Origin of the sequence: Croceicoccus marinus (assembly GCF_001661675.2) — a bacterium.
In the GTDB taxonomy this organism is placed as follows: Bacteria; Pseudomonadota; Alphaproteobacteria; order Sphingomonadales; family Sphingomonadaceae; genus Croceicoccus; species Croceicoccus marinus.
The window spans coordinates 1043263-1060083 of record NZ_CP019602.1; the positions used below are offsets into that span (position 1 = coordinate 1043263).

Genomic DNA, 16821 nt, shown 5'->3' on the forward strand with positions numbered 1-16821 from the left:
TTCACTAAGCGACGAAAATTGGTCGGGGAGAGAGGATTCGAACCTCCGGCCCCTGCCTCCCGAAGACAGTGCTCTACCAGGCTGAGCTACTCCCCGACCGGACGCGCCCGACATGCGGGCGGTGAGGCAGAGGCGCGCCTATAGGCGGGAGCGGCGGGGCTGGCAAGCGGGCAATTTGCAAGTTTTCATCCACATGCCGGGACACAGCCTATCCACAGGGTTTTGCCGGCGGGGGGAGGGCAGCGATGACCCATCGGCTGGGCATCGGCGCGGCATCGGCTATGGTCGCGGCCATGGCTACACAGGCAAACATCACCGCTTCGCTCGCGCGCGCGAGCGGACATTACGAAGACCAGTATCTCGGCCTGATGCGCCGGGTATGGGAACATGGCAGCGAGCGCCGCGATCGTACCGGGGTGGGCACGCGCTCGCTGTTCGGCGAGACGATGCGGTTCGACCTGTCGGGCGGCGCCATGCCGCTGATCACGACGAAGCGGGTGTACTGGAAGACGGCCACGCGCGAGTTGCTGTGGTTCCTAACCGGGGACACCAATATCCGCCCGCTGGTCCGGCAACGCGTCGGCATCTGGACCGACTGGCCGCTGGTCAAGTACCGTGCCGCCACCGGCGAGGAGATCGGGATGGAGGAATTTTCCAACCGCATTGCCGAGGACGAATCGTTTGCCGCCCGCTGGGGCGAGCTTGGCCCTGTCTATGGCAAGCAATGGGTCGACTGGCCGGTCTATCTGCCCGCTGGGGACGGGCTCTATCGCAAGGGCGAGGGGGTCAACCAGGTCGCGCAGCTGGTCGACAGCCTCGCGAATAACCCGGGCAGCCGCCGGCACATCCTCGAAGGGTGGAACGTGGCTGAGCTGGACAGCATGGCCCTGCCGCCGTGCCACAAGACCTATCAGTTCCATGTCGCGGACGGAAAGCTGAACGGGCTGATGTTCCAGCGCAGCTGCGACATCGCGCTGGGGCTGCCGTTCAACCTGTGGTCCGCGGCGCTGCTTCAGGTGATGCTGGCGCAGCAGGTCGGGCTTCAGCCGGGCGAGTTCACCTGGATGGGCGGCGACGTGCATCTTTATCTCAATCACGCCGATCTGGTGGCGGAGCAGCTGACCCGCACGCCGCAGGGCGCGCCCAGGCTTACGATTCTGCGCAAGCCGGATTCGATTTTCGACTATCAAATCGATGATTTCGCAGTGGAAGCCTATACGCCGCAGGCCCATATCGCTGCACCCGTCGCGGTCTAGAAGCGCGGGAAATCGCAAGTTTTCCGGCTTCGTCATTTTTCTGTTTTGAAAGCCGTTGACAGGGCCGAAAGCCTGCCCTAGTTGCGCGGCTCCCAAGGGGCGCACGCCTCCACGGACTGCCCCTTACAAGGCATACGCGGGTGTAGCTCAGTTGGTTAGAGCGCCGGCCTGTCACGCCGGAGGTCGCGGGTTCGAGCCCCGTCACTCGCGCCACCTTGGGAATTGATTTTCAACGATATTATACTTCCCCTCACCGGGGTTCCCGAGTTCACCTGAACTTCGGCTTCATTCGTTGGCAATCTCCGCACCAGTCCAGATCGTCGCACTGACGGGCAGCTATTGCTGTCCTTGGAGGACGTAAATGGAGTTGGGATACACAATCGGTCGGCTGACTCGGACTAGGGCCGACCTGACCAAATACTGGTCGTTCTGCATCCAGTGGCACAACGCTGAGGGTAAGCGCCAACGCTACTCGCTAGGCACGACTGAAAGGGCAGAGGCGGAGGCTATGGCCCGCCAAGTGTGGGCATCCATGCAAACCGCCAAAGGGTTCGAGACTGTTGGCGACTATGTGACCGCCTATCTGGACCTGCTGCCAGAGGGGCGCGATGAGAAGCGCAAGCGGGAAGCATGGCGGGCAGCCAAGCCCTTTTGGGCGGGTATCCGGCCTAGCCTTGTTGATGCAGAAATGTGTCTTGCTTACGAGCAGAAGCGTGACCGCTCGGCCCACACCATGCGCCATGAACTTGGGCTGGTGAAGCGTGCGCTAGCATGGGGTATCCGTGAAGGTCATCTGGACAAGGCCCCCGAGGTGGTGTTGCCACCTATGCCCGAGGCCACCGTAGATCATCTGACCAAGGCCCAGTTCCGCAAGCTGTTGGATGGCTGTGTTGCATCCCACATCCAACTGTTCGCCATGCTGGCAGTGACGACAGGTGGCCGCAAGACTGCCCTCTTGCAAGCCAAGTGGGATCAAGTTGACCTTGATCGGGCCATCATCGACCTCAACCCTAAGAGGCGAACCCAGAACGGTAAGTATCGTGCGACCGTGCCACTTAACGACATGATCCTGCCCGTCCTCCGCGAAGCGAAGGAATCGGCCATGACCGACTATATAATTGAATACAACGGCAACCCCTGTCTCGACATCAAGAAGGGGTTTGCTGCCGCTGCCCAACGGGCCGGAATCAAGGCCCACCCGCACATGCTCCGCCATAGCGCGGCGGTGTGGATGGCCGAGGATAGGGTGCCGATGGGTGAGATTGCTGCACTATTGGGGCACAGAAACATCAATATTACGACCCGAATTTATGCCCGCTATCACCCAGATCATTTGCGAAGTGCCGCAAGAAGTCTCTCTTGGTAGGACCATAGGAGGGCAGGTTAAGGGGAATGTCAGCCCATAGATCTGTGGTGTTAGGTCGATCCATGCCTTCCCGCTTCGTTTCGTGTTTATCAGACCACGAGCGAGGTCGGGAAGTGCCACTTGTTACCGCATACGGCTCGATCAGAGGCAGCCTATCCCGCAAGCTCTTATCGGAAATAAGGTCCTGGAAACACTGACCCTGCCATATCCAGTCAATGCTCCGTCCCTAAGTAAATTCGCTGACCAAGCGGACGATCCTCTGGCCGACCGGCATGAGGTTGTTGTCCCCCATGAACTCAATGAACGCAGGCTTGTTGAGGACCCGAGTCCGTAAGCCCGAGGCATGTGGAACACCAAGGGCGTTTCTCAGCTCCATTTTCTGAATGTCGTTGGGCCATCCGGCTCTCAGGTGCTGCTCAATATACTCGATGGCATTGTCAACATACGCTGTTGATTTCCATTGAGAGCTGACCCGGGAGGGGCATAAATTTCCACTGAGAATTGACCCATGTTTTGATCGTTCTCCTGGCTTGCAGGTCGGGAGATCCTGGAGTGATCGACATGGCGTTACTGAGTGTAATTCGACGCTGGCATTTCCGGCAGCACATCCCGATCCGTGAGATTGAACGGCGTACGGGATTGTCGCGCAACACGATCCGCAAGTATCTGCGGGCGGATACGGTGGAGCCGAAGTTCAAGGTCCCCGATCGCCCGAGCAAGCTGGACCCGTTTGCCGAGAAGCTCTCGGCCTGGCTGAGGATCGAGGCCAACAAGTCGCGCAAGCAGCGACGCACAGCCAAGCAGATGCACGCCGATCTCGTGGCCTTGGGATACGACGGTTCCTACAACCGCGTGGCGGCTTTTGCGCGGACCTGGAAGGCCGACCGCCAGCGTGATGCCCAAACAAGTGGGCGCGGGACTTTCGTGCCGCTGATCTTTCAGCCTGGCGAAGCCTTCCAGTTCGACTGGAGCGAGGACTGGGCCATGATCGCCGGCAAGCAGACCAAGCTGCAGTCCGCACATACGAAGCTGTCGCACAGCAGAGCCTTCATTGTCAGGGCCTATCCGCTCCAGACCCACGAGATGCTGTTCGATGCCATGACCCAGGCCTTCCGGGTGCTGGGCGGGGTGCCGCAGCGTGGAATCTTCGACAATATGAAGACCGCGGTCGACAAGATCGGCAGCGGCCCAAGAGGATCAGGGAGGGCCCGGCAAGTCAACGCCCGCTTTGCGGCCATGGCGAGCCACTACCTGTTCGAACCGGAGTTCTGCAACCCGGCCGCGGGATGGGAGAAGGGTCAGGTCGAGAAGCACGTTCAGGATGCGCGGCGGCGACTGTGGCAGGCCCATGGTCCTTCCGGGCCGGCCTTCCCGGACATCGATGCGCTCAATGCCTGGCTCGAGGCGCAATGCATCGCGCAGTGGGGAGAGATCCCGCATGGCGTGCTGCCCGGCACCATCGCTGATGTGCATGCCGCCGAACTCGCAAGCCTGATGCCGCTGGGTCGGCCCTTCGACGGCTTCGTGGAACACACCAAGCGGGTGTCGCCGACATGCCTGATATCCTTCGAGCGCAACCGCTACAGCGTGCCCGCTTCCTTCGCCAATCGGCCGGTAAGCCTGCGGGTCTATCCCGAACGCATCGTCATTGCCGCCGAGGGGCAGCTCCTGTGCGAGCATAGGCGGATCATCGAACGATCCCATGATCAACCGGGACGGACGATCTATGACTGGCGGCATTATCTTGCGGTGATCCAGCGCAAACCCGGCGCCCTGCGTAATGGCGCGCCCTTCACCGAGATGCCGGCAGCGTTCCGCCAACTGCAGAGCCAGCTTCTGAAGCGCCTCGGCGGCGACAGGGAGATGGTGGAGATCCTCTCGTTGGTCCTGCACCATGACGAACAAGCCGTGTTGTGTGCCGTCGAACTGGCCCTCGAAGCCGGCGTCGCGACTAAGACCCACGTCCTTAATATCCTGCATCGCCTGATTGACGGCAAGGATGGCACGCCGCCCAGAATCGATGCCCCGCAGGCCTTGACCTTGCAGTGTGAACCCAAGGCCAACGTCGCCCGCTACGATACCCTGCGGAATAAGGATCTTCGCCATGCGTCATGACCCTGCCAGCGCCGCCGTCGTGGTCATGTTGCGCTCACTCAAGATGTACGGCATGGCCCAGGCTGTCGGCGAACTCATCGAGCAAGGGGCGCCCGCGTTTGATGCGGCCGTCCCCATCCTCTCCCAGTTGCTCAAGGCCGAACTTGCCGAACGCGAGGTCCGGTCCATTGCCTACCAGATCAAGGCGGCCAAGTTCCCGGCCTACAAGGATCTGGTCGGCTTCGACTTCGCTTCCAGCGAGGTGAACGAGGCCATGGTCCGCCAGCTTCATCGCGGCGAGTTCGTCGATGGGGCTCACAACGTCGTGCTGATCGGTGGTCCCGGCACCGGCAAGACGCACATTGCCACCGCGCTTGGCGTTCAGGCTGTCGAACATCATCGCAAGAAGGTTCGTTTCTTCGCCACGGTCGATCTGGTCAATGCGCTGGAACAAGAAAAAGCGATGAACAAGGCCGGTCAGCTTGCCGACCGGCTGCTGCGCCTCGATCTGCTGATCCTCGACGAACTGGGCTATCTGCCGTTCAGCCCGTCAGGCGGTGCGCTCCTCTTCCACCTGCTCAGCAAGCTCTATGAGCGCACCAGCGTCATCATCACCACCAACCTCAGCTTCAGCGAGTGGGCTGGCGTGTTCGGGGACGCCAAAATGACGACCGCGCTGCTCGATCGGCTCACTCACCATTGCCACATTCTCGAGACCGGAAACGACAGCTTCCGGTTCCGTGCCAGTTCGGCAGCGCCCAAATCCAGAAAGGAAAAATCACCCGCTTGACCCACCGCCCGCACAGCGGGACATAATACCCACCCGGGTCAATTCTCGATGGAAACCCCGGGTCAGCTCTCAGTGGAAATCAACACTCAGCCCGGGTAGCGCCGCTAACTCCTACGTCCTCGAACTCCCTGTCGAACCCATCACCAAGCGCCTTGCGCTGAGCATCCACGCTCTGATCGCCAGTGGACACGCGGTAATATGCGATACGGCTCATGCATCACTCCCTCAGAAGATGCGCATCACTTGTGAGGTATCTCGCAGAAGTAGTCAATCTATCTTATGAGGCAGTTTGCGGGTGCGTCAGTAAGCTATCTCACAAGGTAGAACTTGTGAGGGGTGCTATATTTCCTTAAGAAGCTTAGCCGCATATTGCCGAGTTCGGGACATGTCAGTCTGCGTGTGCAGAAGGTCAGCCCGGCGATCATCCAAGGGAGGAATTAGCCCTCGCTCTGCGTGAAAGGGCGAGCAAATGGCGGCGCTTAGATCGAAGCTGAATGATCTACAGCCAGAGTATCCATCCGGCGGGGACCGCCTTGTCTGGGTAGGTATTGAGCGCTCTTTAGCGTGCTCTTGTGAGCGCGCTTATGGAGTGGTCGATGGGTCAGGTGACGGTGTTTTCGGGGCCAGAGCGGCGCCGACGTTGGAGCGAGGAAGAGCGGCTGCGGATACTTTCCGATGCTTTCGCGCCGGGCGCCTGCGTTGCCGAGGTGTGCCGACGTCACGATATTTCTTCGGCGCTGATCTACACCTGGCGGCGCAAGCTGCGCGAGGCAGGCGAACGGGCAAGCAGCTTATCCGAGGCGTTGCCGGCGCCGGTGTTTGCCGAAGCGGTGGTGGATGAGGACGCAGCGGCGACCAGCACGGTCGAGCACCCCGTGATGATCATTGATCTGCCGCGCGGCAAGCGGCTGAGCATTTATCCTGCGGCATCACCGGCGCTGGTTGCTGCCGCATTGAAGGCTCTGCGATGATCCCTCCGAGCGCGCGGGTGTGGATCGCGCTGGGCCACACGGACATGCGGAAGGGCATGCAGGGCCTGGCCCTGCTGGTGCAGCAGGGTCTCAAGCGTAATCCTCATAGCGGCGATCTGTTCGTGTTTCGCGGCCGCGCGGGATCGCTGATCAAGATCATCTGGCACGACGGGATCGGCATGTCGCTCTATGCCAAGCGGCTCGAGAAGGGCCGCTTCGTGTGGCCCGCCGCCAAGGAGGGAACGGTGTCGCTGACCCCTTCGCAGTTGGCCTGCCTGCTGGAGGGGATCGACTGGCGCAACCCGCAGTATACGTGGCGCCCGGCGAGCGCAGGATAATCGTCAGAAGGTGGTGTTTTGCCCTTGCGGCAGAGGGTGGAACATGATTCCATCCCTTCCATGGAAGCCGCCATTTCGCCCCTTCCGGACGATGTCGAAGCGCTCAAGGCGCTGGTGGCGACGATGGCCCGCAGAGCCGAGGAGGCCGAGCAGCACGCCGCCACTGTCGCAGCCGAACTGGCCAACGCCCATGCCCACCAGAGCGCCATCGAAGCGGTGATCGCCCACCTCAAGCTGCAGATCGCCAAGCTCAGGCGCGAGCAGTATGGCCCCAGCGCCGAGCGCAGCCGCCGCTTGCTTGATCAGATGGAGCTGCAGCTCGAAGAGCTCGAAGCCGACGCCGCCGAGGACGATCTGATCGCCGAGGAAGCGGCAGCCAAGACCACCACGGTCACCGCGTTCGAACGCAAGCGGCCCACAAGAAAGCCGTTCCCCGATCACCTGCCGCGCGAGCGCGTCGTGGTGCCCGCCCCATGTTCCTGCCCGGCCTGCGGCGGGGATCGGCTCTCCAAGCTCGGCGAAGACGTCACCGAGACGCTCGAGGTGATCCCGCGCTCGTGGAAGGTGATCCAGACGGTGCGCGAGAAGTTCTCGTGCCGGGACTGCGAGAAGATCGCGCAGGCCCCGGCGCCGTTCCACGTGGTCCCGCGCGGATGGGCGGGCCCCAGCTTCCTCGCCATGCTGCTGTTCGAGAAGTTCGGGCAGCACCAACCGCTCAACCGGCAGGCCGAGCGCTTTGCCCGCGAAGGCGTGCCGCTCAGCGTCTCGACGCTGGCTGATCAGGTCGGCGCAGCTGCCCATGCGCTGATGCCGCTCTACAAGCTGATTGAAGCGCACGTCCTTGCTTCGGACCGCATCCATGGTGACGATACCACCGTGCCGGTCATGGCCAGGGGCAAGACCGATACGGCTCGATTATGGGTTTACGTTCGCGATGATCGCCCGTTCGCCGGATCTGATCCACCAGCTGCCCTGTTCCATTACTCGCGCGATCGGCGCGGCGAGCACCCGCAGACCCATCTCGCGGCATGGTCCGGTATCCTGCAGGCCGATGCCTATGGCGGCTACAACGAGCTCTATCGCGAAGGCCGTGATCCCGGTCCCGTGCTGGAAGCTGGATGCTTTGCCCATGCGCGCCGCAAGTTCTTCGAGCTGGCCGATGTCGTAAGCTCAGCCCGCAAGAAGAGCCGTGGCCAGCGCAGCAGCATGACCTATCCGATCGCGCTGGAAGCCGTGCAGCGCCTCGACGCCCTGTTCGATATCGAGCGGGGCATCAATGGCACGGCTCCGGCCGAGCGGATTGCCGTTCGCCAGGAACTCAGCGCACCGCTGATGTCCGAGCTCCACACCTGGCTCACCGCGCAGGTGGCCAAGCTGTCGCGCGGCCATGATCTGACCAAGGCCTGCCTCTACATGCTGAAGCGCTGGGACGCGTTCACCCGCTTCCTTGACGACGGCAGGATCTGCCTCACCAACAATGCTGCCGAACGCGCGTTGCGCTGCATCCCGCTCGGCCGCAAGGCATGGCTGTTCTGCGGGTCCGACCGCGGCGGGCAACGCGCCGCCATCATCTACACGCTGATCCAGACCGCCAAGCTCAATGACGTCGATCCGCAGGCCTGGCTCGCCGATGTCCTCGCCCGCATTGCCGATCACCCCGCCACCAGGCTCGACGAGCTTCTGCCATGGAACTGGGCGCCGCTCCCCGACGCAATCGCCGCGTAACTTCGGCTACGCCTCGGCCGGCGTCACACCGCGGCCTTCACCGGATGGATACCAGCCAGATAGCCACCATTTGCCTGCACTTATGCAGAGTTCTGCTCAGTCCTATGATCGAAGCCTAAGGTTGATGCGATTTGGCGAGCCGCCCCAACGGCTTTGCGAACGCCTCACAGCCGCCCATATTTCCGTTATACTGCCAGTCCTTGATGATCCCATCAGGGCCAGCAATGATTTTGACGTCACAACTATATTGTGTTGGCGTCCAGCTAGTCGCGGTTGTCGTCCCAGAGTAAGGGGTAGTGCCGACCGTGCCGAACGTTTGAGCAGTGCTTGTAGTCGGCATATTCATGGTGAAGTTTCGCCCCCATCCATAAACAGTATCGTCACCGACCTTCATCTGCCCCGATGGATAACCCAGATTGTCAAACGCCACCTGTATAGGTTGGCCCATCAGGACGTTGAGTCCGTTCTCCATGTTAGAGAATGTTGTGCAGCCGCCCAGCAGCAACGCTGCAGGAAATATCCACTTTTTCATGATGCCCCCTTGATCGAATTGCAATTTTCGCATTGCGATGGATCGCAAACGCGGTGGGGGTCAATCACAACGCAACCTTAAAATTTCGTATCAAGTTGCAGCATTGATGAGCCAATTACGCTTTTTGCATATCCTCGGATGTCAGTGCATTGGTGAGATTGGGTGACGGCCCATCAAATGCCACGCTGGTCAGTAGGTCATAGGAGGTGGAGGGCTGCACGATCGTCTCAGGGCCTTGCTGGCGGAGGCTGTCGAAAGGCACCCATTTTCTTTTGCGGGTCCCATCTGCCTACTCAGCGGGTTCCTCCGCTGCGCTAAGATGAGCATTTCAAAAAAGCCGCTAAAGCGCCGCGTTGTTCGTTGTTGTTCGATTTCCCACAGTGGCGGACCCGTGGTGAATTCACATCGCTTATATCTCGAGCCATGGTCGTCCACTCGGAACATCGAGGCAAAGAGTTGATGCGATGAGTAAATGGCTGACCACGGTTGTGACTACGTTGAGCATTCTGGCGCTCACATCGCTTGTCGGGGCGCTTCTTAAGGGGCCGATTGATAAACTGGCTAATGCGAACCGCCTGAGTGCCCACGTGGAGCTGGCACCATGGATTGACAGAAGCGTGATTCAGGAGCTTTCTGAAAAGCCTGTTGAACCTCCCAAGACTTCTGAAGAAATCCTCGCCGATTTGGAACTGAGCATGAAGGAAATTTCCCTTAAAAGCGGTGCTGAGTTTGGCGTGGCTAGAGTAAGTATTGAGAATGCTAGTTCTCGCAACGTCACTGATGCCAACTTTCGTGTTGACCGGCGCTATGGGGAGGTCGAAGCCTTCCTTATCGATGCGGATAGAGAAGCTCTTTCTCTAGGCGAAGTGGATAGAGTAAAACTTCCGGATTTGGCCCCCGGGGACCGGCTTACCGTGTATATGTGGGGTAACTTTAGTCAGTACTTCTTTCCTGAGAGTTTCCGTAGCTATTCCTCAGAGGGCGAGTTCCGTACGACTTTTAGTTGGCCAGAGGCCCAAGAGTTTGAGTATCAGAGTGGAATAGGAAGATTGCTCAATGAGTACGCTTGGACAGTCTTCTTCTTGATGGTCTTCATACTTGCAGTAATTTTTGGACTTCTGGCCGCTGTACAGGATGAATATCTGAAAAAGATGCTCAAGGACGATGCATTTTATATGGCCGAGAAAAGAAGGTATTTGTCCGATCCCAAAAAGTTCGCTCCTCAGTTCAACGACAAATCTCCAAGCTCGGCCTTGCCCTCGGTTCCTAGTGATGAAACAGACCTGAGCGATGTCTCAAGTGGGTAAAGCAAAAGGCAACTCCACGTCTCCCCCATGCTGCCACTCAAACTCCAAGACCCCGTTGCGATAATCGACTGTGACGGCACGAAAGACTGCCAGCAGCGCAGCGTTGATGGTCTAAGAGTCTGATTCAAAACTAACCGACGTGATTTCATAGCCTTGTGATGCGGCGCGTGAGGAGCTGGATCGAGGCGATGAAGAGCCACGCGGTTGCCGAGGCGATGGTCTGCTCGAAGTCCTTTGCGAGACGTCGGTTTCGGTTGAGCCATGCCAGGGTGCGCTCGACAACCCAGCGGCGTGGGAGAACCTCAAAGCCCTTTGCTGTGTCGGACCGTTTGACGATTTCGACGGTCCACTTACCAACCCTGCGCAACGCCTGGCGGAGCTTGTCGCCAGCATATCCGCCATCGGCGAAGACATGCCGTAGCCACGGGAAGCGATGGATGATTTCGGCGAGCACCAGCGGTGCGCCATCACGATCCTGGATGTCGGCGGTGTGGATCACCGCATGAACGAGATTTCCATCGGTGTCGGTGAGGATGTGGCGCTTGCGTCCCTTGATCTTCTTGCCTGCGTCATAGCCCCGTGAGCCGCCACTTTCCGTGGTTTTGACGCTCTGGCTGTCGATCACTCCGGCGCTTGGCGACGCCTCGCGGCCTACAGCTTCGCGCCCGATCAGCAACAGGACATGATTGAGCGACAGCCACAGCCTGTTATCACGCCACAGGTAGAACCAGCGTCGCACCGTCGAGACCGGCGGAAAGCAGGGCGGTAGCATCCGCCATGGCAGTCCGCCCCGCAGCAGATACAGGATCGCTTCGACAATCCGCCGCAGCGGCCACTTGCGAGGGCGGCCAACATGAGAAGGTGGCGGGAAGAACGGCTCCAGCACCGCCCATTCGGCATCGGTCAAATCACTTGGCAATGCCAGTTCCGCGCGGGCATACTGCGTCCGAGTGGTGTCGGTCCACATCGTTGATTTCCTTCGGTTCGTTGCAAAACCGCTGAATCAACGACTTGAGTAAGCGTCAAGCTAACCAGCTGATACCACTCAACTTAATTTCGGATCAGGCTCTAAGGCATCGAGCATCGTATTGCTGTCATAGGCGGATGGCGTTAGCCTTTTTGATGGCCGATATGCTTCGGCTGCGAACCGGCGCTCTCAGGTTCACGCGAACCTATGGGCGCCATTTTGGGTCGATTTGGCTAGGTAAAGGAGGTTCGGCGCAAAAGGTAATACACGGGAAACCGCTACTTTCGCTGCAGGTTATGGGCCTGTCACGCCGGAGGTCGCGGGTTCGAGCCCCGTCACTCGCGCCACCTTGGGAATTCTCTAAATTGTTGAGAATAAACGCTTCGGGCCGGCAAAAATGCCGGCCCGGAAGTCGTTTCGGGCTATGCGAAACAGCCGGCGTTCAGCGCCAGCGGCCTGTTTCCATCCAGATCAGGAAGCGCTTCAGCGGAAGCAGCCAGACCACGCCCAGGATCAGCCAGACGGGTACCTGCAGCAGCACCGGCCAGCGCGAGATCGGACCGACCAGCGTGACCGCGATCGCCGCATAGATCATCAGAGCCAGCAGCAGCAGCAGGATGCCGACGGGCTTGCGCCAGGTGGGTTGCCAGTCGCGCTTGCTCATCTTGCCGTCACCCTCATCTTGCCGTCACCAGGCCAAAGGGGCCGAACATGCGCTGCGGGGTGATCACCGCGGCAAGCGGACGGTCATGCGCCTCAACCGGCAGCGCGGGCAGTTCCTGCACGTCCCAGGCAAGGCCGATGGCCAGCGTTTCGGGATGATCGGCCAGCCAGCGGTCGTAATGCCCGCCGCCCTGTCCCAGTCGCGCGCCGCTGGCGGTGAAGCCCAGCAGCGGGACGATCAGCACGTCGGGTTCGGCCCCCTCCGCATCGTCCGCCGGTTGCAGCGCGCCATAGGGGCCGACTTCAAGATCGCCGTCGCCCCATGGGTCGGTCCAGAGCGCGAATTCCATCGGCTGCCCGTCGGCGGGAAAGCGGGGCAGGGCCAGCGTGTGCCCGGCCTCTGCAAAGAAACGGGCATAGCCGCCCGTGGGCGCCTCGCCGATGGTGGGGTGATACAGGCCGATCACGGCACCCGCCGGGATCAACGCCTCGATCGGAGCGGGCGGGCGGCGAAACAGCAGGCCGCGAACCGATTCGGGCAGGGCTGCGACATGGTCGAGCCGCGCCTTGCGCAGGTTCTTGCGAAGATTGCGCTTGGCTTCCAATGTCTACCCCGCATCCGGAAAAACTGTGACGGGCCCACCGTGGGTCGTTTGCCGTGTGAAATCCTCTGACGCCTCAAGCATCAGGTGGGGGCCGATTGCCCCGGCCCACGAGCCAGGACAGGGTCAGCCCCCCTTGGATTATTTATAGCCTCAGGGATGTTCTGTCGGCTCGTGCCGGGCAGAACCCGTCGCGTACTGATTTAGGCGTGGTGGTCGCCGCCCTCAAGATGTCTCGCGATATTTTCGATGCGCTGTGTCAATGATTCCACGCGTTTGGACAGGGTTTCGCGCAAATGTTCGTCCATGGCCGGCTGCGGACGGTCGGGCGCCTTGCGCAGGCTGTCGAGTTCGTCGGCCAGCATCAGTGCCGCGAACAGCAGCATGCGCGGCTCCGACATCTCGACCGCGCCTGCCGCGCGCGCCTTGCCGTCGATCATCCGGCCAAGCGAGGTGATATGCGCTTCCTCGCCCTTGCGGCACGATACGGAAAAGCGGCGCCCCGCGATTTCCAGCGTCAGATTGCTGCCGGCCATCAGGAAAGAACCCTAGTCATGGCCGTTCATGTCCGCCAGCAGGGCATCGATCTGCCCCAGCGCGTCGCCGACCGTGTCGCGCAGGGCCGCGTTCTGCACCTTCAGCTTCAGCATCTCGTTATCGATCGGCGGTCGCAGCGTCGCCGCCTGTTCCAGCCGCGACAGCGCAGCCTCGAGCTGGCCGAAAGCCGGGCCGAGCGGATCGTCCTGTCCCGCGGCGGGACCGGCTGCCGGATCGGGTTCGGCGTACAGGCGTTGCGGATCGGCCTTGGCCATGAAGCTTCTCCATCGGGCGTCGAACCGGCACCGGCCATGCGCCCGGCCCGGGGCGAATGGGGATTGTTAAACCGGTTCAACAGGAAACAAGGTTAATTCATCGGAACGCGGCGGTAAAGTTACCCGCGCGCTACGCGCCAAGGCAGAGTCCGTGCCCTGAATTCAAAAGCTTTGCGTCCGGACGGTGGACACGGGCGGCGGGACGGGCCAGCCTTGACGAGCGATGGCCTGCGTCCCATTGCACCCGCGCACGCCGAATCGTCCGCCATCCACCGGCTGTTCGGCCTTATGATTGGGAAGGTCCGGATTACCCCTATGAGCACCGACACCACCATTGCAGATGCCCGCGTCTCCTCCATGGCCAACGCCATCCGTGCGCTGAGCATGGATGCGGTGCAGGCCGCCAATTCGGGCCATCCCGGCATGCCGATGGGCATGGCCGAAGTGGCGACCGTCCTGTGGGGCGAATATCTGAAATTCGATCCTTCCGCGCCGGACTGGATGGACCGCGACCGCTTCGTGCTGTCGGCGGGGCACGGTTCGATGCTGGTCTATTCGCTGCTGCACCTGTCGGGCTATGCCAATCCCACGATGGACGAGATCAGCCGGTTCCGCCAGCTGGGCAGCCCCTGCGCCGGCCATCCCGAGAACTTCCTGCTGCCAGGCATCGAGGCGACTACCGGCCCGCTGGGACAGGGCCTTGCGATGGCGGTCGGCATGGCGCTGGCCGAACGGCACCTCAATGCGAACTTCGGCGACGACTTGGTCGACCACCGCACCTGGGTGATCGCGGGCGACGGCTGCCTGATGGAGGGCGTCAACCACGAGGCGATCGGCCTTGCCGGGCATCTGGGCCTGGGCCGGATGACAGTGTTCTGGGACGACAACGACATCACCATCGACGGCCCCGTGAACCTGTCGTCGAGCGAGGATATACTGCTGCGCTATCAGGCGGCGAAATGGCACACGGTGCGCTGCGACGGGCATGACGCGGATTCGATCCGCGCCGCGATCGACGCCGCGATGGCCGATCCGCGCCCCTCGCTGATCGCGTGCAAGACCGTCATCGGCAAGGGCGCGCCCAACAAGCAGGGCACCAGCGCGGTGCACGGCGCTGCGCTGGGCGCCGACGAAGTGGCCGCGGCCCGCAAGGAGCTGGGCTGGACCGCCGAACCCTTTACCGTGCCGGACGAAATCCTGTCGGACTGGCGCAAGACCGGCGAGCGCGGCAAGACCGCCCATGCCGAGTGGAACGAGCGGCTGGAAAACGCTCCCAATCGCGGCGACTGGGAACAGCACATGATGCCGGTGGGCGACCTTGCCAGCGCGGCGGTCGAACGCTTCATCACCGATCTTGCGAAGGAGCCCAAGACGGTCGCCAGCCGCAAGGCGAGCGAGATGGTGCTTGGCCCGCTGACCGAGAAGCTGCCCAGCCTGGTCGGCGGCTCGGCCGACCTTACCGGATCGAACAACACCAAGACCAAGTTCACCGATCCGCTGACCGCAGAGAACTATGGCGGCCGCTATGTCTATTACGGCATTCGCGAGTTTGGCATGTCCTGCGCGATGAACGGCATGGCGCTGCACGGCGGCGTGGTGCCCTATGGCGGCACGTTCCTGATCTTCAGCGACTATGCCCGCAACGCGATCCGCCTGGCCGCGCTGCAGCAGACGCGGGTGGTCTTCGTGCTGACCCACGATTCGATCGGCCTTGGCGAGGATGGGCCCACCCACCAGCCGATCGAGCACGTGATGAGCCTTCGCCTGATTCCGAACCTCAACGTGTTCCGCCCCGCCGACATCATCGAGACGGCGGAATGCTGGGCGCTGGCGCTGGAAACCTCGGACACGCCTTCGGTGCTGGCCCTGACCCGCCAGAACCTGCCGCAGCTGCGCGGGAAGGGGGACGAGAACTGGTCCCGGCTGACCAACAGGTCGGCGCGCGGCGGCTATCGCCTGAAATCGGCCGAGGCGGAGCGCAAGGTGATCCTGATGGCATCGGGCAGCGAAGTGCACCTCGCCACCGAAGCGGCGAAGATGCTGGAAGCCGACGGCATCGGTGCCGACGTGCTGTCCATGCCCTGCCTCGACCTGTTCGAGCAGCAGGACGCTGCCTATAAAGAGGAACTTCTGCCGGAGGTTAATCCCTCGGAGATACTGCGGGTATCCATCGAGGCGGGTGTCACGCAGGGCTGGGAGCGCTACACGATGGCCCGCGGGCTCAACATCGGGATCGACCGTTTCGGCGCGTCCGGTCGCGCGGAAGAGCTTTTCGAGCGCTTCGGCTTTACGCCCGAGGCGGTCACCGCCAAGATCAAGGCTGCACTGGCCGGGAACTGAGTTTCCGGTTCGACAAAGAAAACAGCAGGATAACAGGAGCATAATTCTATGGCGACCAAGGTTGCGATCAACGGTTTCGGACGTATCGGGCGCCTTGTCGCGCGCGCCTTGTTGGAGCGTGACGACCACGACCTCGAACTCGTCGCGATCAACGACCTTGCCAGCGTCAAGGCGAATGCCCTGCTGTTCAGCTATGATAGCACCCATGGCCGCTTCCCCGGCACCGTCGAGGCGGGCGAGGACAGCATCACCGTCAACGGCAAGAAGATCGCCGTCACCGCGGAACGCGATCCCGGCAAGCTGCCGCATGCCGCGATGGGCGTCGAACTGGTGCTGGAATGCACCGGTTTCTTCCAGTCGAAGGAAGCGGCCAGCCCGCACCTGACCGCCGGCGCCAAGCGCGTGCTGATCTCCGCCCCCGCGTCCGGCGTGGACCAGACCGTCGTGTTCGGCGTGAACCAGGACGTGCTGACCGGTGACGACATCGTGGTGTCGAACGCCAGCTGCACCACCAACTGCCTGGCGCCCGTCGCCAAGGTGCTGAACGATTCGTTCGGGATCGAGCGCGGCTTCATGACCACAATCCACAGCTATACCAACGACCAGCGCATGCTGGACCAGATGCACAGCGACATGCGCCGCGCCCGCGCGGGCGCGACCAACATGATCCCGACCACGACCGGCGCGGCGCGCGCGGTCGGCCTGGTGCTGCCCGAACTGAACGGCAAGCTCGACGGTTCGTCGGTGCGCGTGCCCACGCCGAATGTGTCGCTGGTCGACCTGGTGTTCGTGCCCAAGAAGGACATCACCAAGGACGCCATCAACGAGGCGCTGAAGACCGCTTCGGAAGGCGCGATGAAGGGCGTCCTGGCCTATACGGACGAGCCGCTGGTGTCGTCGGACTTCAACCATTACCCCGCAAGCTCGACCGTCGACAGCCTCGAAACCTCGGTGCTCGAAGGCAAGCTCGGCCGGGTCGTCAGCTGGTACGACAACGAATGGGGTTTCTCGAACCGCATGATCGATACCGCCGGGGTGATGGCGAAGTTCATCTGATT

17 protein-coding genes and 2 tRNA genes are annotated in these 16821 nt (G+C 61.6%); 11 read left to right on the plus strand and 8 right to left on the minus strand.

Features of this window, described 5'->3' with window-relative positions; translation table 11 throughout:
* Positions 1–19: 19 nt before the first annotated feature.
* A tRNA-Pro gene (locus A9D14_RS05000) sits at positions 20–96 on the minus strand.
* A gap of 197 nt (positions 97–293) precedes the next feature.
* Here A9D14_RS05000 and thyA point away from each other — a divergent pair.
* The 5 genes from thyA to istB all read left to right on the plus strand — a co-directional run bounded on the left by thyA (position 294) and on the right by istB (position 5506).
* A complete protein-coding gene (thyA, locus tag A9D14_RS05005; protein WP_066848309.1) occupies positions 294–1256 on the plus strand; it encodes a thymidylate synthase in 963 nt (320 codons plus the stop codon).
* Positions 1257–1392: 136 nt separating this feature from the next.
* Positions 1393–1469, plus strand: a tRNA-Asp gene (locus A9D14_RS05010).
* Between the two features lie 295 nt (positions 1470–1764).
* On the plus strand, positions 1765–2622 hold the full coding sequence (locus A9D14_RS05015) for a tyrosine-type recombinase/integrase (protein ID WP_232468783.1): 858 nt from the start codon (positions 1765–1767) through the stop codon (positions 2620–2622).
* A gap of 561 nt (positions 2623–3183) precedes the next feature.
* Positions 3184–4737 carry an IS21 family transposase gene (istA, locus tag A9D14_RS05020; RefSeq protein ID WP_066848313.1) on the plus strand — a complete coding sequence of 518 codons (1554 nt, stop codon included), beginning with the start codon at positions 3184–3186 and terminating at the stop codon, positions 4735–4737.
* Positions 4727–5506 carry an IS21-like element helper ATPase IstB gene (istB, locus tag A9D14_RS05025; protein WP_066843517.1) on the plus strand — a complete coding sequence of 260 codons (780 nt, stop codon included), beginning with the start codon at positions 4727–4729 and terminating at the stop codon, positions 5504–5506. Before istA ends, istB begins: the two co-directional genes overlap by 11 nt.
* A 79-nt stretch (positions 5507–5585) precedes the next feature.
* Here the strand turns inward: istB and A9D14_RS05030 are convergent, their stop codons facing one another.
* Positions 5586–5720 (minus strand): recombinase family protein, encoded by a 135-nt coding sequence (locus tag A9D14_RS05030; RefSeq protein WP_083987656.1) that lies wholly within the window; start codon positions 5718–5720, stop codon positions 5586–5588.
* A gap of 382 nt (positions 5721–6102) precedes the next feature.
* Between A9D14_RS05030 and tnpA the strand changes: the two genes are divergently transcribed.
* From tnpA to tnpC, 3 genes are read left to right on the plus strand one after another with little or no spacing between them, the layout of a single operon-like run.
* Positions 6103–6477, plus strand: coding sequence for an IS66-like element accessory protein TnpA (gene tnpA, locus A9D14_RS05035; protein WP_066848315.1), 375 nt, complete (start codon positions 6103–6105; stop codon positions 6475–6477).
* Complete coding sequence (tnpB, locus tag A9D14_RS05040) at positions 6474–6815, plus strand: IS66 family insertion sequence element accessory protein TnpB (protein WP_066843519.1); 342 nt, start codon at positions 6474–6476, stop codon at positions 6813–6815. Before tnpA ends, tnpB begins: the two co-directional genes overlap by 4 nt.
* A gap of 60 nt (positions 6816–6875) precedes the next feature.
* Positions 6876–8540, plus strand: coding sequence for an IS66 family transposase (gene tnpC / locus A9D14_RS05045; RefSeq protein ID WP_066843521.1), 1665 nt, complete (start codon positions 6876–6878; stop codon positions 8538–8540).
* 115 nt (positions 8541–8655) lie between these two features.
* Here the strand turns inward: tnpC and A9D14_RS05050 are convergent, their stop codons facing one another.
* Positions 8656–9072 carry a hypothetical protein gene (locus A9D14_RS05050; protein WP_157668145.1) on the minus strand — a complete coding sequence of 139 codons (417 nt, stop codon included), beginning with the start codon at positions 9070–9072 and terminating at the stop codon, positions 8656–8658.
* Positions 9073–9536: 464 nt separating this feature from the next.
* Between A9D14_RS05050 and A9D14_RS05055 the strand changes: the two genes are divergently transcribed.
* Entirely contained in the window at positions 9537–10379 is an 843-nt protein-coding gene (locus A9D14_RS05055; protein WP_066843525.1) for a hypothetical protein, read from the plus strand.
* Positions 10380–10524: 145 nt separating this feature from the next.
* Here the strand turns inward: A9D14_RS05055 and A9D14_RS05060 are convergent, their stop codons facing one another.
* The 5 genes from A9D14_RS05060 to A9D14_RS05080 form a co-directional block, all read right to left on the minus strand.
* Positions 10525–11346: an IS5 family transposase gene (locus A9D14_RS05060; protein WP_066843528.1), complete on the minus strand. Its 822-nt coding sequence runs from the start codon at positions 11344–11346 to the stop codon at positions 10525–10527.
* Between the two features lie 442 nt (positions 11347–11788).
* Positions 11789–12010 carry a DUF2842 domain-containing protein gene (locus tag A9D14_RS05065; protein WP_066843531.1) on the minus strand — a complete coding sequence of 74 codons (222 nt, stop codon included), beginning with the start codon at positions 12008–12010 and terminating at the stop codon, positions 11789–11791.
* 13 nt (positions 12011–12023) lie between these two features.
* Positions 12024–12614 (minus strand): 5-formyltetrahydrofolate cyclo-ligase, encoded by a 591-nt coding sequence (locus tag A9D14_RS05070; RefSeq protein ID WP_066843534.1) that lies wholly within the window; start codon positions 12612–12614, stop codon positions 12024–12026.
* Between the two features lie 200 nt (positions 12615–12814).
* Positions 12815–13147, minus strand: a complete 333-nt coding sequence (locus tag A9D14_RS05075; protein WP_066843537.1) for a cell division protein ZapA — start codon at positions 13145–13147, stop codon at positions 12815–12817.
* A gap of 12 nt (positions 13148–13159) precedes the next feature.
* Positions 13160–13423, minus strand: a complete 264-nt coding sequence (locus tag A9D14_RS05080) for a hypothetical protein (protein ID WP_066843540.1) — start codon at positions 13421–13423, stop codon at positions 13160–13162.
* A 315-nt stretch (positions 13424–13738) separates the two neighbouring features.
* Here A9D14_RS05080 and tkt point away from each other — a divergent pair, with 315 nt between their 5' ends.
* Positions 13739–15763 (plus strand): transketolase, encoded by a 2025-nt coding sequence (gene tkt / locus A9D14_RS05085; RefSeq protein ID WP_066843543.1) that lies wholly within the window; start codon positions 13739–13741, stop codon positions 15761–15763.
* Positions 15764–15811: 48 nt separating this feature from the next.
* Complete coding sequence (gene gap / locus A9D14_RS05090; protein WP_066843546.1) at positions 15812–16819, plus strand: type I glyceraldehyde-3-phosphate dehydrogenase; 1008 nt, start codon at positions 15812–15814, stop codon at positions 16817–16819.
* Positions 16820–16821 lie beyond the last annotated feature (2 nt).

Excerpts from the sequence above, each read along its gene's own strand:
- thyA (WP_066848309.1), top strand. The coding sequence starts at position 294 with ATGGCTACACAGGCAAACATCACCGCTTCGCTCGCGCGCGCGAGCGGA.
- A9D14_RS05015 (WP_232468783.1), top strand. The coding sequence starts at position 1,765 with ATGGCCCGCCAAGTGTGGGCATCCATGCAAACCGCCAAAGGGTTCGAG.
- istA (WP_066848313.1), top strand. The coding sequence starts at position 3,184 with ATGGCGTTACTGAGTGTAATTCGACGCTGGCATTTCCGGCAGCACATC.
- istB (WP_066843517.1), top strand. The coding sequence starts at position 4,727 with ATGCGTCATGACCCTGCCAGCGCCGCCGTCGTGGTCATGTTGCGCTCA.
- A9D14_RS05030 (WP_083987656.1), bottom strand. The coding sequence starts at position 5,720 with ATGAGCCGTATCGCATATTACCGCGTGTCCACTGGCGATCAGAGCGTG.
- tnpA (WP_066848315.1), top strand. The coding sequence starts at position 6,103 with ATGGGTCAGGTGACGGTGTTTTCGGGGCCAGAGCGGCGCCGACGTTGG.
- tnpB (WP_066843519.1), top strand. The coding sequence starts at position 6,474 with ATGATCCCTCCGAGCGCGCGGGTGTGGATCGCGCTGGGCCACACGGAC.
- tnpC (WP_066843521.1), top strand. The coding sequence starts at position 6,876 with ATGGAAGCCGCCATTTCGCCCCTTCCGGACGATGTCGAAGCGCTCAAG.
- A9D14_RS05050 (WP_157668145.1), bottom strand. The coding sequence starts at position 9,072 with ATGAAAAAGTGGATATTTCCTGCAGCGTTGCTGCTGGGCGGCTGCACA.
- A9D14_RS05055 (WP_066843525.1), top strand. The coding sequence starts at position 9,537 with ATGAGTAAATGGCTGACCACGGTTGTGACTACGTTGAGCATTCTGGCG.
- A9D14_RS05060 (WP_066843528.1), bottom strand. The coding sequence starts at position 11,346 with ATGTGGACCGACACCACTCGGACGCAGTATGCCCGCGCGGAACTGGCA.
- A9D14_RS05065 (WP_066843531.1), bottom strand. The coding sequence starts at position 12,010 with ATGAGCAAGCGCGACTGGCAACCCACCTGGCGCAAGCCCGTCGGCATC.
- A9D14_RS05075 (WP_066843537.1), bottom strand. The coding sequence starts at position 13,147 with ATGGCCGGCAGCAATCTGACGCTGGAAATCGCGGGGCGCCGCTTTTCC.
- A9D14_RS05080 (WP_066843540.1), bottom strand. The coding sequence starts at position 13,423 with ATGGCCAAGGCCGATCCGCAACGCCTGTACGCCGAACCCGATCCGGCA.
- tkt (WP_066843543.1), top strand. The coding sequence starts at position 13,739 with ATGAGCACCGACACCACCATTGCAGATGCCCGCGTCTCCTCCATGGCC.
- gap (WP_066843546.1), top strand. The coding sequence starts at position 15,812 with ATGGCGACCAAGGTTGCGATCAACGGTTTCGGACGTATCGGGCGCCTT.